This window comes from Floridaenema flaviceps BLCC-F50, assembly GCF_041929275.2.
Lineage (GTDB): Bacteria > Cyanobacteriota > Cyanobacteriia > Cyanobacteriales > Aerosakkonemataceae > Floridanema > Floridanema flaviceps.
The window spans coordinates 1,208,351-1,224,491 of the sequence record NZ_JBHFNR020000001.1; the positions used below are offsets into that span (position 1 = coordinate 1,208,351).

Here is a 16,141-nt window from a genome sequence, read left to right on the forward strand (position 1 = left end):
GATGGGGGGATGGGGGGATTTCTCGTTCCCTGGTTGAACCAGGGAACGAGATCGCAGGAGGTTCTACCTCCTTTTTAGAGCCAGATCTGAGTTAAATCAATTCTTTCATGCGTTGGCGACTTTCGATCGCAGGTTCACTAAAAAAGGAGGAGTAGAAAAATCCGGCTAATATTGCGCCAAAAATTGGTGCCACCCAGAATAACCAAGTTTGCGCCAAGAGTTCCGATCCGGCAAATATAGCAACACCTGTGCTCCGAGCCGGGTTGACAGAAGTGTTGGTTACAGGAATACTAATTAAGTGGATTAGGGTAAGTCCTAAGCCAATCGCGATCGGAGCAAAACCAGCCGGAGCACGGTGATCGGTAGCACCCAGGATAATGATCAAAAACATGAAAGTCATTACTACTTCCGTGATCAAAGCCGCTAACAGGCTATATCCGCCTGGTGAGTGTGCGCCAAAACCGTTGGTAGCTAGGGGATTAGAACCTGAAAGGACAAAACCTTCTTTCCCAGTCGCGATTAAATAAAGTAGTCCAGCGGCGATCGTTGCGCCAATCACTTGAGAAGCAATATAAGGTAGAAGTTCGGAAGCGGGAAAACGTTTACCTGCCCATAATCCAAAGGATACTGCTGGGTTCAGGTGACAGCCAGAAATATGACCGATCGCGTAAGCCATTGTCAACACAGTTAGTCCAAAGGCAAGGGCGACACCAACAAACCCAAGCCCCAAAGGAAACAAAGTCTCTCCACCCATTTTGGCACCATCTGCGGTGAAGGTTGCGGCTAGTACTGCGCTACCACAACCACCCAACACTAGCCAAAATGTACCGATTAACTCAGCGATACACCGTTTTATTAAGGTCATTAGTACAAATCTCCTTGGTTTTTCCAGACTTTAGGTAACAGTTATTTTTTCTGAATTGTTTTGTTTTGGAACATATTATACAGCTAGGAGATAAGAGAATTATAAGAATATGAGAAAATTTTGTCTTATTCTACTAAACCTGCACGTAGAGCTATTACTGCGGCTTGGGTGCGATCGTTTACATTTAACTTATTAAAGATGTTTCGCAGATGTGTTTTTACTGTCCCTACTGTAAGATATAGCTTTTCAGCTATTTCGGAATTAGTGTCTCCCTCGACGATTAACTCCAAAATTTCTATTTCCCTTTTAGTTAGGGGGTGTTCTTGTAAATACAAATGATACTCCGGGACTAATGCCCGAATCCTAACTGTTTTGCTGTTACTGAGCCAAGATTTTTCTGATTGCATATTGGAATTGAGTAGCTGAGGCATCTCCAATTTTGTTTGACTTAATTCAACTTGGGAGTTTTGGATTAAATGCTCGATCGCTAGTAAAGAGAGGCTACTGTTAACTTTCATATTTCTCAAAAACCTATCTCGAAACCAAAGTAGTGGATTTACTGAAATTTTGTTTGATTATTGTTGATTATTTTTACAACGGTAATTATATCAAAAATTTTCCCGATGTCAGGAAATATTTATATTACCAGCGTAGATTTTTGTTAAGCTAGTGCCTGGTGGCAGAAATAACTTATCAGTGGAAAAGAGGTAAAAGGCTGAACATAAAAGCCTTCTTCCCTGAGAGTCTGGGAGCCTTCTTGTACAAGCGCAGTTACTTTTTTGAAAATTTATTTTTGCAGTTACACTCCCGAATAAAATTGTATTGGTTGCTTTTTGGGTCTAGAAAAAAGTTGTGTTAAATTTTAGCTAAATCTAAACCTACAACTTAAAAGTAAAGAACTTATAAGAAAAAGCTCTAGCCCGTCAAATATTATCACTTTCTTATAAAGTTATAGTAAAAGATGTAAAGTAGACGAATCTCCCTTCTCGTTCACATCTCAAGAAACAATCCCCAGTCTGGTATGAAAATTCTATTAGTAGAGGACGATCCGTTTACAGGCGAACTAATCTCAGGAACACTGAAGACTCACCGCTACATTGTGGAACTGGCAACTGATGGTCAAATAGCATTGGAATTGGCAAATGTATGTAATTATGACTTGATAATTCTGGATGTACAAATTCCCAAATTAGATGGTATTAGCGTCTGTCGCCAGTTACGTTCCTCTGGATGTAGCACGCCGATTTTAATTTTGACAGCTAAAGATTCAAATGATGACATTGTAACAGGTTTGGATGCTGGAGCCGATGATTATGTGGCTAAACCTTGCGATCGGGCCCAACTATTAGCACGTATCCGAGCCTTATTACGGCGTGGAAGTGCCAAGTGCGAAGCAACAATTTTAACTTATGGGGATTTGTGTTTAGATCCGGCTTTAGCTCAGGTGAAATATCAACAGCAAGTTGTTAACCTGAGAACTAAAGAATACAGCCTTTTAGAACTGTTTTTGCGCCATCCGCAAAGGATATTTAGTCGCAATGCGATTATCGATCATTTGTGGAAAATTGATAATTGTCCAACGGAACACGCTGTCACTAATTTGATTAAAGATTTACGTCGTCAACTAAAAGCTGCTGGAATGAAAGAAGAATTTATTGAAACAGTATATGGATTAGGATATCGTGTCAAGACAGCGCCTGCTCAAGGAGAAAAGGCAAAGAAAGGGAAGAAAGACAAAATAAACAAAACAGAAATTAATAAATTTCCCACTGAATCAGTAGCAATTAATCGAATTTTTGAACATTTTCGTTCTACTCTGGAAGAACGGCTGAAAATTTTGGCAGAGGTAGTTCCAGAAGGATGGCAACAGGTAAATCCCGAACAGGTGCAAAAAGCTAAGGAAGAAGCGCATCGATTGGCGGGAAGTTTAGGAACTTTTGGCTATCCGACAGGATCGGAAATAGCAAGAGCGATCGAACATCTGTTAAAGGAAACAAAATTAGAGTCACAACAAATTTCTCGCTTTTCTCAACTGCTAATGGAATTAAAACAGGAATTAAACAACCCACCCCAAATTTTAGAAGAAAGTCCATCAACTTTAGCTCCGCGAGTATTACTGCTAGGAGAAAAAACCGAGTTTGCAGAAAGTTTAATTGCAGAAGCCGCTCTTTGGAAATGGCAAATTCAGTTAATCTCAGATAAATCAAAAGTATTACAACAGATAGCTTCAGCTACACCGATCGCCATTGTACTCCTACTCAACTCCCCGCCACTAACAAAAGAACAACTGTCCCTGCTGTGGGAATTAAGGCAAGAATTTCCTTCGATTCCTTTCATTACTTTGGGAGAACATGATAACTTAGATAGTCGGGTGCAAGTGGCTCGTCTAGGTAGTGAAAAGTATCTTGTACAACCAGTTACTCCCACAGAAGTATTGGAAGCAATTTACCAATTACTACTACCAATTCAAGAAAAAGATGCCAAAGTAATGGTAGTAGATGACGATCCCACAGTGTTGAAGATTTTAACCCATGTGCTGCAACCTTGGGGAGTGCAAGTTACTTGTCTGGATAATCCGCAGCAATTTTGGGAGGTGCTCAAAAGTACTGAGCCTGATTTGTTGCTGTTGGATTTAGAAATGCCGACTTTTAACGGGATCGAACTTTGTCAAGTGGTGCGCCAAGATCCGAAATATGGAGATTTACCAATTTTAGTGGTAACTGCTCACAACGATCGCCAATCCACCCAAAAAGTTTTTGCCGCCGGAGCCGATGATATGATTAGTAAACCGATCGTAGGGCCTGAATTAGTTACTAGGGTAATCAGCCGCATCGAGCGATCGCGTTTACGTCAACAGCTAGATTATCTACATCAACAGCAAGCAGCTATTTGGCAACAACAAGCCAGAATCGATCCATTAACCCAAATTCCTAATCGTCGAGCATTTGAAGAATTTCTCCAACAACAATGGCAACAGCTAATTCCAGAACAGGAAACTTTATGCTTAATTCTCTGTGATGTAGACCATTTTAAAAATTACAACGATTTTTATGGACATCCAGCAGGTGATATCTGCTTAAAACAAATTGCTAAAACAATTCAAGAATGTATCAAATCTTCCGATTTAGCGGCTCGTTATGGTGGCGAAGAATTTGCCATTATTCTACCTAAAACTAGCCTCGATGGTGCCTTGCGTGTTGCTCAACGGATTCAACAAACAATCTCTCAGTTACAGATTCCCCATGAAAGATCTAAGATCAAAAATTATGTGACTATTAGTATGGGTATTACAGGGAAAATTCCCACACCAGATCGAAGCTTTGATTCCTTAATTGAGATCGCAGATGAAGCATTATATACTGCCAAAAACCGGGGAAGAAATACTTATTGTTTGTATCCTTTCTAGTTTTTCGGTGCCAAGGGGACTGGGGACTGGGGACTGGGGAGATGGGGAGATGGGGAGATGGGGGGATGGGGGGATGGGGGGATGGGGAGATGGGGAAGTTTATTAACTCAAAACTCAAAACTCTCCTTACGAGAAACTCTCTCACTCCCCCCACCTCCCTACCTCCCCATCCCCCCATCTCCCCAGTCCCCAGTCCCCAGTCCCCAATCCCAACGCAAAACTTGATCTCAAATGTCGCAATTCATCTCCCGGTAAGCTGCGCTGTACCGGGAGATGAATTGTGACCTTTGAACTCAGATTGAGCGCAGCGAATCGATATAGTTGGTGCTATACTGTTACTAATTCCCAAATAGATAGAGAAATGCTAACAGCTTTAAAGGTAAAATTGTACCCAAACAAAGAACAGCAAATAGCCTTAACACAAAACTTTGGGTGCTGTCGCTTTGTCTGGAACTATTACCTGAATAAAAGCTTCACTCAATATCAGGAAATGGGAAAAGGATTAAGCTATTGCGACATGGCGAAAGATTTGACTCAGCTAAAGAAACACGAAGATTTCTTATGGCTAAAAGAAGCGTCATCTTCGGCATTGCAGCAATCCTTGAAAAACCTGGAAGCAGCATTTAAAAACTTCTTTGAACATCGAGCTAAATTCCCGAAGTTTAAAAGCAAACACAAAAAGCAATCGCTGAGATATCCAGCAGGTTGCTCGGTAAAAGGTAATGGAGTCCAACTCCCTAAGCTGGGAATTGTTAAAGCAGTAATCTCCAAAAAGATTTGCGGCAAAATAAAATCCGTGACTGTCTCAAAGGACAGCACGGATAAATATTTTGCCGCTATTTTGTTAGAGGTTGAAGATAGTCTAACCAGCAAAGATGGGAAAATCTCAGGGATTGATTTAGGTCTTAGCTCCTTAGTCACAGTGTTTGATGGAGAAACAATCTATAAGGTTGACCCAATTAAACCAACGAGAAAATACGCCAAGCGATTAAGGCGCAGACAAAAATCTCTATCTCGGAAAAAACTTGGCTCCCATAACCGTAAGAAACAGGTTAAGAGAGTAGCCAAAGTCCATCAGAAAATTGCAAATACAAGACTTGATTTCCTTCATAAACTCTCTCATCAGTTAGTTGGCGAAAATCAAGCTATTGTGGTCGAGAACCTTTGTGTTAAAGGAATGGCGCGTACCAATCTAGCTAAATCTGTATTGGATGCTGGATTGTCCATGTTAGTTAATTTCTTGGACTACAAACTGAAAAGAGTTGGCGGAATTCTTGTGGAAGTTGACAGATTTTTCCCTAGCACTAAGCTTTGTAATTGCTGCAAATACAAGAATAATTATCTCACTTTAAAAGACAGAGTATGGGTTTGCCCAAAATGTCTTACCCACCACGATAGAGATGAGAACGCAGCAAGGATTTTGCGGTCAGAAGGTATCAAGATTCTGTCAACAAATACCGTTGGGCAAACGGTATTTCAAGCTTGCGGAGAGAGCGTAAGACTAATTAGTGATTGCACTAAAAAGCGGCACTCGAAGAAACAAGAATCTCCCGTTAAGCTGACGCTGTAACGGGAGAGTGTCAAATATGCGATCGTTTATTTTCCCTAAGCATCAGCGTTTTTTTCGGAAAATTCCCTTACATTGGGTGCTGGTTGTACCTTTTGTGCTACAAACGGTGGGAGCAGTGGGATTAGTTGGTTATTTCTCTTACCGGAGTGGACAAGAAGCTGTTGAAGATTTAGCTCATCGGTTGTTGGCGCAGGTATCCCAACGAGTTAGCGATCGCCTCGATAGATATTTACAAACCTCTCAACAAATTGTGGCAATCAATCATCTGGCAGTAAAGCAGGGAAGTCTCAATATCAACGACTTTGAGCAACTGCGACAACATTTATGGCAACAGATGAACTTGAATCCTTTACTGACATCAAATAGCTTTTGGAGTCAGGAGGGAGAAGCGATCGGTTACATACGTTTCTTGTCAGAACAAGAACGTGACTATGCTAGCAAGCTGACTGGCAAGAATGTGATTCCGGGAAGAAAATACTTCATGAAAATCAACAAACTCAATCCGAGTCAGCGCCAGTTTTATCAGATTGACGATCGCGGTACGCCAAAAAAACTAATATATTCGACGGTTGATGTGGATTTTCAAAAGCTGCCTTGGTATCGTCAAGTAAAAGCTGCCAGAAAACAAATTTGGTCATCGATTTATGTCAATCGAATTATACCCTTGTTACAAATACAGGCATTGGCTCCCGTCTATAATAGCGCCGAAAAATTTCAAGGAACTTTTAAATCTTTTTATTTCTTATCAGATCTTAGTAGCTTTCTGCACCAAGAAAATTTTTCTCGATCGGGACAAGTCTTTATTATTGAGCGATCGGGAACTTTAGTTGCTAGCTCTAGTTTAGAAAAACTCTATGTCAAGTCAGCAAAAGGAGAACCAAAAAGATTAGCAGCATTAAATAGCCAAGATTACCGGACAAGGGAAGTTGCCCAAAAGTTAGTTAACAGATTCGGCAGCTTTTTTGATTTACGAAATCCCCAAGAACTGAATTTAGTAACTAATAATCAACGGCAGTTTGTCCAAGTAACTCCCTATCGAGATAATTATGGACTCGATTGGCTGATTGTGCTAATTGTGCCCGAATCTGATTTCATGGGAAGTATTAACAAAAATCTTTGGCGGACAATTTGGCTGTGTGGATTGACTTTTTTAGGTACAAGTGCGGCGGGAATTTTTAGTGCTTATTGTCTTGCTAAACCAATTCGGAGATTAAGTCGAATTAGTCAAGAGTTGGCAGCAGGAAATTGGCAAAATGTTGAGCTAGAAGACAGTGCAATTAAGGAAATTTCTGTGCTGGCGCAATCTTTCAACCGCACTGCTCAACAGTTGCAACAGTCTTTTACACAGATTAAAACAGCGCTGCAAGAATCGGAAGCAAGATTTACTAAAATATTTCGCACTTGTCCCGATCCGATTTCAATTAATCAGTTGGGAGATGGCGGAAAATACATAGAAGTTAATGATAGTTTTATCCAATTTTGTGAGTATAGCCGGGAAGAAATTATTGGGAGAACTCCAGAAGAATTAAATCTTAGCGCTGATTTACAACAAAATGTAATTCTCTGGGAAGAGTTACAAAAATATGGGCGAATTGAGAGTTTCGAGTTTCATTACCGTACTAAGTCGGGTAAGTTGGGAACTGCGCTATTGTCGATCGAACTGGTAGAATTAGACGGTCAACAACGAGTTTTGACTATTAGTAAAGATATTAGCGATCGCAAACAATTAGAACTAGCACTGCAAGCTTCGCAAGCTCAAATTAATGATATTATCAATAGTGCGATCGCCGCAATTAGTAGCTTTCGAGTATCTGGTGATGGGAATTGGGAAATTAACTATATTTCCGCTGGTTGTGAATTTATTTCTGGTTATACCCCCGCCCAATTACAAGCAGACAAAAACCTTTGGGTATCGCGGATTTTTCCCGGAGATTGGGAAGCGATCGAATCTCAAGTATTTGCCGATATCTTCGCGCAGCAAACCGGAACTTACGAGTATCGGCTTTACCATAAAAATGGTAGCTTACGTTGGATTTCTCAAACTAATAATTCTCGATGGGATGCTACTTTAAATTGTTGGATTTTGACGAGTGTTTCTTTAGATATTACCGATCGCAAACAAGCTGAAGAACGACTTTCCAAAACTGAAAAATGGCTCCGTCATTATAGCAATCAATCTCCCAGTTCAATTTATACATTGGTTCAAGAATTGGATGGGCGTGTCTGGTTTGAGTATAGTAGTTCCGCAGTGGAAGCAATTCATGAATTGACATTTCAACAGATTAGAGAAAATCCTCAAACTTTATTTGACCAATTCCATCCTGACGATGTTGCCAGCTATACGGAAGCAGCAGCTAGGAGTAAGGAAAATTTAGAACTTTTCTCTCATGAATGGCGGATTATTACTCCTTCTGGCAAAGTTAAATGGTTACAAGCTAATTCGCAACCAGAAAAACGCAGTAATGGTACGATCGCATGGCATGGTGTGATTACTGATATTACCGATCGCAAACAAGCACAAGAAGATTTACGCCAAAGTGAAGAAAGATTCCAAAAATTAGCAGCAGCTTCCCCAGGAGTAATTTACACCGTTATTGAATATCCCAGTGGTCCTGTATCCTACGAATATGTGAGTCCAGCTTTTGAAGAGATTCATGAAATTCCAGTGGCAGAAGTTCTCCAAGATGCCACAATTACATTTAACCAAATTCATCCTGACGATCGAGAGGGCTATCAACAAGCTGTAAAAGCAAGTCTAGAAACAGGAAAACCATTCAAACATGAATGGCGAATTATTACACCTTCTCTGAAAATTAAGTGGATTCAAGCTAGTTCTCGACCAGAACGAAGGAAAAATGGTGAAGTTGCTTGGCATGGCGTTGTTTTGGATATTACCGATCGCAAACAAGCACAAGAAGCCTTACGGCAAAGTGAAGAAAGATTCCAGGAAATTGCCCATACTGTTAATCAATTCTTCTTCGTGCGATCGACAATAACAGGCGAATATCTTTATGTCAGCCCAGCTTACGAAAAAATTTGGCACCGCCCTTGTGAAAATTTATATCAAAACCCGGATTCTTGGCTAGAAACCATACATCCAGACGATCGCGAGTTAGTCTTAGCTTCTATTAAACAGCAATGCCTTGAGCAAAGCAAGCGCGAATATCGGATTATTCGTCCTGATGGCGAAATTCGTTGGATTAGTACCGATGTCTCACTGGTAAAAGATGAAGCGGGAAAACCTTTGCGTGTTGTAGGATTAGCTGAAGATATTACCGATCGCAAACAAGCCGAAGAAAAACTGCGAAAAACCGAACAATGGCTCAATCAATTTAGCAATTCCTCCCCTTCAGTTATCTACACTCTAGTTAGAGAAGCTAATGGTTTATTCAGATTTGAATACATGAGTTACGCCTGTGAAACCATTAATGAAGTAACAGCAGAACAAGCATTAAATGATGCTGAATTGATCCTGCAAATGAATCATCCAGATGATGATTCCGGTTACAAAGCTGCGGTAATTCACAGTGCCGAAACCCTGGAACTTTTCAGTTATCAATTGCGAATTATTACTCCTTCTCTTAAAATCAAATGGTTACAAGTAACTTCTCAACCAGAACGTCGCACTAATGGTGCAATAGCTTGGCACGGTGTTGTTTTAGATATCACAGAACAGAAGCAAACAGAACAAGCTTTGCAACAAGCACTTGGGCATATTAATACTCACTTTGATGAATGTCCCCTAGCAATTGTGCAATGGGATCGAGACTTCCGAATTATACGTTGGTCGAAACAAGCAGAACGCATTCTTGGCTGGACTGCCCAAGAAGTGAAAACCGAATCTCCGGCGATCTGGAAGTTTATTTATGAGGAAGATATCAATTATGTAAATGCCGAACTTGCTCCCTTGATCGATGGGTTAGTTACTGGTAAGGCGATTCAAAATCGTAACTACACTAAAGATGGTCGAGTGATTGTTTGTCAGTGGTATAGTTCAGCAGTTTTTGATCCAGCAGGTAATTTGGTTTCGGTGCTTTCTTTTGCTCAGGATATTACCGATCGCCAAAAAATTGAAGCAGCTTTGCGGGAAAGCGAACAAACAAATCGAGCTTTGGTGCAGTCAATTCCCGATCTATTAATTCGCATGAATCGAGATGGTACATACTTAGATGTGCGAACCTCTGAAGAAGTAAAATTAATTAACCCACAAAAAATTCAACCGGGAGCTAATGTTTTTGATGCACTACCGCAAGAAATTGCTCAAGAAAGATTCAGTTTTATTCAAACTACATTAGCAACCGGGGAAGTGCAAATTCAGGAATACCAATTGGAAATAGACGGGGAAATTTATTATGAAGAAGCTAGAATTGTTCCCTGTGGTGTGGATGATGTATTAATAATTGTCCGCGATGTGAGCGATCGCAAACGCATTGAAGCCGCATTACGCGAAAGTGAAGAAAGGTTTCGCAGAGCTTTTGATGATGCCGCAATTGGTATGGCATTAGTTGCTTTAGATGGCAGGTTTTTACAAGTAAATCATGCCCTTTGTGAAATTACAGGTTACAGCGAAACTGAACTTTTAGGCAATTTTTTCTCCGATATTACTCACTCAGATGATTTAGATGCAGATTTGGAATATATGCGTCAGGTATTGGCAGGAGAACGCCGGACTTATCAAATGGAAAAACGTTACATCCATAAATCTGGTCATTTTGTTTGGTGTCTTTTAAGTATTTCTATAGTTAAGGATCGACAGGGAAATTATCTTTACTTTGTCGGGCAAGTTCAAGATATTAGCGAACGTCACAAAATTGATAGAATTAAAGATGAATTTATTTCGATTGTCAGTCATGAATTGCGAACTCCCTTAACAGCAATTCGCGGTTCTCTAGGAATTCTGGAAACCGGAGTTTTAGATAATCGCCCGGAAAAAGCTAAATATATGCTTCAAGTGGCAGTGAAAAATAGCGATCGCTTAGTCCGGTTGGTTAATGACATTCTAGATTTAGAAAGATTGCAGTCTGGGAAATTTCAATTATTTATGGAAAACTGCCAAGTTGAAGATATCATGCAGCAGGCTGTAGAATCTGTACAAGCGATCGCTAATGAAGCACAAATTAAAATAAATGTCACACCATTAGTCGCAGAAATTTGGGCTTCCACTGATGCGATTATTCAAGCCCTGACTAATCTACTCAGCAATGCAATCAAATTTTCTCCGGCTCATAGTACGATCTGGTTAAGCGCTGAATGCAGAATCGGCGAACCGCAAACACAGGAAAATCCAACTGTTGAACCCCCACTTTCAACTCCTTATATCTTATTTCAGGTTAGAGATTCAGGAAGGGGAATTCCTGCTGATAAATTAGAAACAATTTTTGGCAGATTTCAACAAGTTGATATTTCTGACTCTCGGCAAAAGGGAGGCACTGGATTAGGTTTAGCTATTTGCAAAAGCATAGTACAACAGCACGGAGGCAAAATCTGGGTTGAAAGTATTTTAGGTCAAGGTAGTATATTCTATTTTACGTTACCAATACAAAATATAGAACTATGAGTAAACGTCTTTTAGTAATTGATGACGAACAAGATATTCGCGATGTAGTTCAAGTTTCCTTAGAAGAATTTGCAGGTTGGCAAGTTGAAACAGCAAGTTCAGGCTCAGAAGGGTTACGAAAAGTGAAAACTGGCGAGTGGGATGCCATTCTTCTGGATGTGTCAATGCCCGATCTCGATGGATTTTCCGTATTTGAGCAGCTGCAAGCTAACTCAGCAACTAGAACCATCCCCGTAGTGTTATTAACCGCAAAAGTTTTACCTAGCGATCGTCGCCGCTTCGCCGAAATGGGTGTGACAGGAGTGATTGTCAAACCTTTCAACCCGGTTACAGTCTGGAATCAGGTAGCCCAGATTCTCAAATGGTGAAAATTTTGCAAAAAAGCCTTATAACTTTCTTACTTTTTTACTTTAATTTGAAAAGTAGTAACTCTTTCAAACCTACACTAGAAGTGTAGTAAGGAAATCAGCCCAATGACAGAAATTAGAAATGACTCATCTAAAGCGTTCGTAGTGCAACACAGTATTAATATACTCAATCAAGCAGCAAATAAACTACAAGAAAATGATTTTGTCTCGGCTCAGGTGATGATTGGAGTAGCCAAACATCTACTAGATGAAGTGCAAACCGATCTAGAACATTATTTAACAATTCAGAAGATGCTGAAAGATACTTTAAAATCTTAGCCAATAAAAATTGTAGCGATGCCGGAAGCGATCGTTAGCTGTTAAATCTTTTTGCATTATGTGTAGTGCTAAATCTATTTTGCTGATTGATTACGAAGCAAGCGTGCGCGAAGTGCTTCAAGTTTGCTTGAGCGAAATTGGCGGTTGGAATGTCATAGCAGTTGCTTCTTTTGAAGAAGGATTAGCATTATTGCTAACCGAAAAACTTGATGCCATTATCATGGATAATGTCACAGCAAAAAGAAACAGCACCAGATTTATTCAAAAGCTGAAGGCGAATCCTTTAACTCAGTCAATTCCGATTTTGTTAATTACCCATAAAGCAAGTTGGTATAATCGTCAACATTTGCAAGATATGAGTGTGGTGGGTGCGATCGCCAAACCCTTCGATCCTGTCTTTCTACCAGTACAAATTTCTAAACTATTAGGCTGGAATTCCACTGTGCCATCAGATTGAGCTCTCGGAGACAAGGGGACAAGGGGACAAGGGGACAAGGGGACAAGGGGACAAGGGGACAAGGGGACAAGGGGACAAGGGGACAAGGGGACAAGGGGACAAGGGGACAAGGGGACAAGGGAAGAATTTTTACTTTCTGCCCTGGAGTCCTGCGAGTCCTGAAACCTTTAAGCTAAACCTAAAACCTTGCGTAACAACGCTTGATCTTCCAACTTGGCAGATAAACGTCCTTTTTCTAAATCTCTGATCCAGCTTTGGCTTTTTCCAGTCATTTTTGCCAAATCTCTTTGAGACATACCTTGACGTTTTCTTGCTGCCAAAATTTGTTCAGCAGACAAAACTACCTGCTCATTTTGTTTGGTTTTTTTAATCCGGTTGGTACGCTTTTTCTTGTCTTCCTCGCTGTTTTGTTGTTCCCAACCCACAGGCAATTCAAACCACAAAATCCGGGCATTCATCAAAGAATTCCATTTCCCACGCGGGCCAATATCGGTAATCCGAGAATCATTACCTCCATCGTTGATCCAAAAGTCTAAAGCATCATCGGCATCATCAGGAAGTTCTGATAACTTTGCCCAAAGTGGTTGAATTTCCGGGGGATAAGTTACCGGATCGAATATCGGTTTAATTCCATAATGATGGAGACATTCTAAGTCGCTTTCAAATGTTTTCAATAATCTCTTTCTTTCTTCCCGCATTTGCGTTGCCAAAGCGACTTTTTCTTCTCCGTAAGCAATTCGCATTAATGTGGGTACGGTAATTCGCTGTTCTTTGCCCATTTTGGCTTTAAACAACAACCATAACATCATTCGCGCCGCACCTTCATGTTGCTGCCAAATACTCATAACGTTGGTTAACAGAGATTTGGGCAAAATGCCATATTGATAAAAAGCTGTGCGTTCTTTACAACCTTGTTTGTTTAGGAAGTATTGCGCCCAAATTCCCGCCCGAATTTTGAAAGTTAATCCCACTAGATATTTGCATCCTAATTCATCTTCTTGAAAATGATGCTGAATTTCTAGTAAGTGCCATAAGCGAGTTCCATTGACAGAAAAGCCATTAATTTTTCCTTGTTTCGGCCAATCTATAGAAGCAGTAATTAAGCAAGGTTGGAGGGCGATTTCTCTGATTAAAGCTAGTTTGAAAGCTTTACTTAAGTCTTTACGTTTGTCGAGTCCTAAGTATTCTTCTATTTGTCGATCGTTAATCAGAAATTCCTGCTGCCAGGGTTTTTCTAAGGCAGTGGCATGAGCCGCATATATTAGGTGCATACAAGCAGCACGAATGTCTAGGGATTCGATCGCTTTAACAGCTTCTTTTCCCATTAACGGCACTGCATCATCAGAAAGGCTTTCGGTAATTCTTAATGAGATTCCGCCCCTACCTCCGTTGATTGAGCGTTCATAACAAGGCTGTCCCGAAGCTTCTACTTTCCAGGGTAAAGATTGCCTTTGCGCTAACAAATTACAGAGTTCCCAAATCAAAATCGAAGAGGCAAAGGGATTATTTTTCCCATTAGCAAATAAGTCCGGGTTAGTTATCGGTCTAGTTTCGGCTTTGTATCTGCCCTTCTTCGGTTCTGACGGTAAAGGACAATCAATCGGGCAATAAGTTAGACATTGCGCTTCTGGATAATAACCTTCACAATTATTGCAAAGACTAGGGTCAATCCAATAATCATCACTCACCACTTTAATTGCACCAGTTGGGCAGTGAGTCCGACAACTATCACACTTTAAACAAGTCCCAGGAATTTTGTATGCCATAAGCCAATCACATTTCTTCTCAGCAAGATACCGACAATCTCGAACTTTTATCGACTCATCTCACCTGAAGCTCTATTAAGTTATTTATTCTAAAGATATATAACTGAAATTTTATGTTTGTTCATCACAAGCTATTTAATAGACATTTAATAACTTCAGGTTCAAGCATTATGAAATCTTCCAATTATTTACATATTGCTCACATATAAAAAGTACGCTAAGTATTTTGAACATTTTGTTCACTAAGAACATTTTTATATTTTTTTACAAAAATTTACTAAAGAGCTAGAGGTTATGAGTAGAGGCTTTGGCATCAAATTGAAACTTGATAAGAATTCCTGATTAACGTGAGGAATACTATGAAAAAATCCGGCTTCTGTTGCAAGTTTTTCCATCAAGAAACCGGATTTTATAGAGAATAGATGTTAAGATTAAAAGCGATCGCCTATGACCATATAAATCTCATTACCACCGCGATCGTTCCAACCGAACTCCAACCTGATTAACCCAAAAGGACTGCGAGCATTAAAACCAAAACCATAACCCAAACCATCCCCAGGTTTATCTCGGACTACCGCAGGTTTACCCGTGACATCATCAGCGGTGCCAAAATCAGTGGCATAGTCTACAAACAGACTTGCCGACACATCAAAAGGTTGGCGAAAAGCAGTAAAAGAAAAGACAGGAAAACGGTATTCAGCGGTAGCTTGAATGAAACTGCGACTAGTAGAAATTTCACCTTTGCTGTAACCGCGTACTGAAGAAGTACCGCCTAAATTAAAAGCTTCATAAGGCGGAACATCACCTAACATAGTACCTGTTTGCAAATTTAAAATGAAAGTTTGCGGCCCTTCAGTAAAATTCAACAACCTTACCGGAAAAAATTGTGAAAAGTTAGCAGCAAACCGCGTATAAGTAATGCTAGAATCTCCCACAGGGAAAGATTGATCGAAGCCAAATTTGATTCGAGAACCATTGGTGGGATAACTAGGATTATCAGTGGTATCGTACAAACCAGCGAAATTTAAAGTTAATAAAACATCAATTCCGTCATTGCTAAAAGATAATTCGTTACCGAATTCATCTCGCGGTGAAATGTTAGAAGTAAAAGCGCCATCTCGAATCGCTACTCTTTGATAATTAAATCCTACCGCCATTTGCAGTTGCGGCGCTAAACGTTGGGAATATTCTATGCCACCACCCAAGCGATCGACCCAAGGTTCATCTCCCCCCGGTAATTCTACTTCCCTTTCTCCTTCCTCAAAAGCCGGAACTCGCGATTGTTGACTAGAAAAATTAACCGAAAAAATCCCCGGTAAAGTTCCCGGTGCAATACTGTAACTAAGGTCAACACCTAATAATTCAAAACCACCAATTGCTTCAAGTACCAACCTTTGGTTATCACCAATTTTTTGCTGTACGTATCCGCTAATGGAAAATGATGGTAATGCAGTTGATTCTGCGGCTACAACTGTTTCACGAGTTGGCCCTTTTAATGCGGTTGGTTCCCCTAAAATTGAACCAAAACCAAAACTAAAAGCTTTATCTCCGGGAAATAAAGACGAGTTGACTGTTGGATCTGTACTATCCTGTGCAAATTCTCTAGTCTGAGATTGAGAAGCATTAGGTAACAAATCAACAGCGTTCGTGGAGACTTTTTCTAAACTGGGATAGGATAAGCGATCGAAATAGCTTGCTTCTAATAACAAATCTGTCCAAGACAAATCCTGACTCCAGCTAGCAGTTGCCAAAAATAGGTTCCCAGAGGTAGCACCTAAAATCAGGAATAATGGTCGTATAAAAGACTTGTTTGGCGTAGGCATTGACTTTTTCC

The 16,141-nt window shown here is 40.3% G+C and carries 9 protein-coding genes and 1 pseudogene; 6 read left to right on the forward strand and 4 right to left on the reverse strand.

What is annotated here, in order from left to right:
• Window positions 1–91: 91 nt before the first annotated feature.
• Window positions 92–865 (reverse strand): aquaporin Z, encoded by a 774-nt coding sequence (gene aqpZ, locus ACE1CI_RS05835; RefSeq protein ID WP_413267542.1) that lies wholly within the window; start codon window positions 863–865, stop codon window positions 92–94.
• Window positions 866–990: 125 nt separating this feature from the next.
• Window positions 991–1,242: pseudogene (locus ACE1CI_RS05840) on the reverse strand (response regulator transcription factor); the annotation flags it as partial.
• A 644-nt stretch (window positions 1,243–1,886) separates the two neighbouring features.
• On the opposite strand from ACE1CI_RS05840, the gene ACE1CI_RS05845 reads away from it, so the two are divergent.
• The 6 genes from ACE1CI_RS05845 (at window position 1,887) to ACE1CI_RS05870 (ending at window position 12,541) form a co-directional block, all read left to right on the forward strand.
• Complete coding sequence (locus tag ACE1CI_RS05845; protein WP_413267540.1) at window positions 1,887–4,271, forward strand: response regulator; 2,385 nt, start codon at window positions 1,887–1,889, stop codon at window positions 4,269–4,271.
• A gap of 361 nt (window positions 4,272–4,632) precedes the next feature.
• Entirely contained in the window at window positions 4,633–5,841 is a 1,209-nt protein-coding gene (locus tag ACE1CI_RS05850) for an RNA-guided endonuclease InsQ/TnpB family protein (RefSeq protein WP_413265852.1), read from the forward strand.
• Between the two features lie 16 nt (window positions 5,842–5,857).
• Window positions 5,858–11,398: a PAS domain S-box protein gene (locus ACE1CI_RS05855; RefSeq protein ID WP_413265808.1), complete on the forward strand. Its 5,541-nt coding sequence runs from the start codon at window positions 5,858–5,860 to the stop codon at window positions 11,396–11,398.
• Window positions 11,395–11,766, forward strand: a complete 372-nt coding sequence (locus tag ACE1CI_RS05860) for a response regulator (RefSeq protein WP_413265809.1) — start codon at window positions 11,395–11,397, stop codon at window positions 11,764–11,766. The genes ACE1CI_RS05855 and ACE1CI_RS05860 overlap by 4 nt, the downstream gene beginning before the upstream one ends.
• Before the next feature lie 105 nt (window positions 11,767–11,871).
• On the forward strand, window positions 11,872–12,084 hold the full coding sequence (locus ACE1CI_RS05865) for a hypothetical protein (RefSeq protein ID WP_413265810.1): 213 nt from the start codon (window positions 11,872–11,874) through the stop codon (window positions 12,082–12,084).
• A gap of 58 nt (window positions 12,085–12,142) precedes the next feature.
• Window positions 12,143–12,541 carry a response regulator gene (locus ACE1CI_RS05870; protein ID WP_413265811.1) on the forward strand — a complete coding sequence of 133 codons (399 nt, stop codon included), beginning with the start codon at window positions 12,143–12,145 and terminating at the stop codon, window positions 12,539–12,541.
• 167 nt (window positions 12,542–12,708) lie between these two features.
• Here the strand turns inward: ACE1CI_RS05870 and ACE1CI_RS05875 are convergent, their stop codons facing one another.
• Window positions 12,709–14,307 carry a helix-turn-helix domain-containing protein gene (locus tag ACE1CI_RS05875; RefSeq protein WP_413265812.1) on the reverse strand — a complete coding sequence of 533 codons (1,599 nt, stop codon included), beginning with the start codon at window positions 14,305–14,307 and terminating at the stop codon, window positions 12,709–12,711.
• A 431-nt stretch (window positions 14,308–14,738) separates the two neighbouring features.
• On the reverse strand, window positions 14,739–16,130 hold the full coding sequence (locus tag ACE1CI_RS05880; protein WP_413265813.1) for a BamA/TamA family outer membrane protein: 1,392 nt from the start codon (window positions 16,128–16,130) through the stop codon (window positions 14,739–14,741).
• Window positions 16,131–16,141 lie beyond the last annotated feature (11 nt).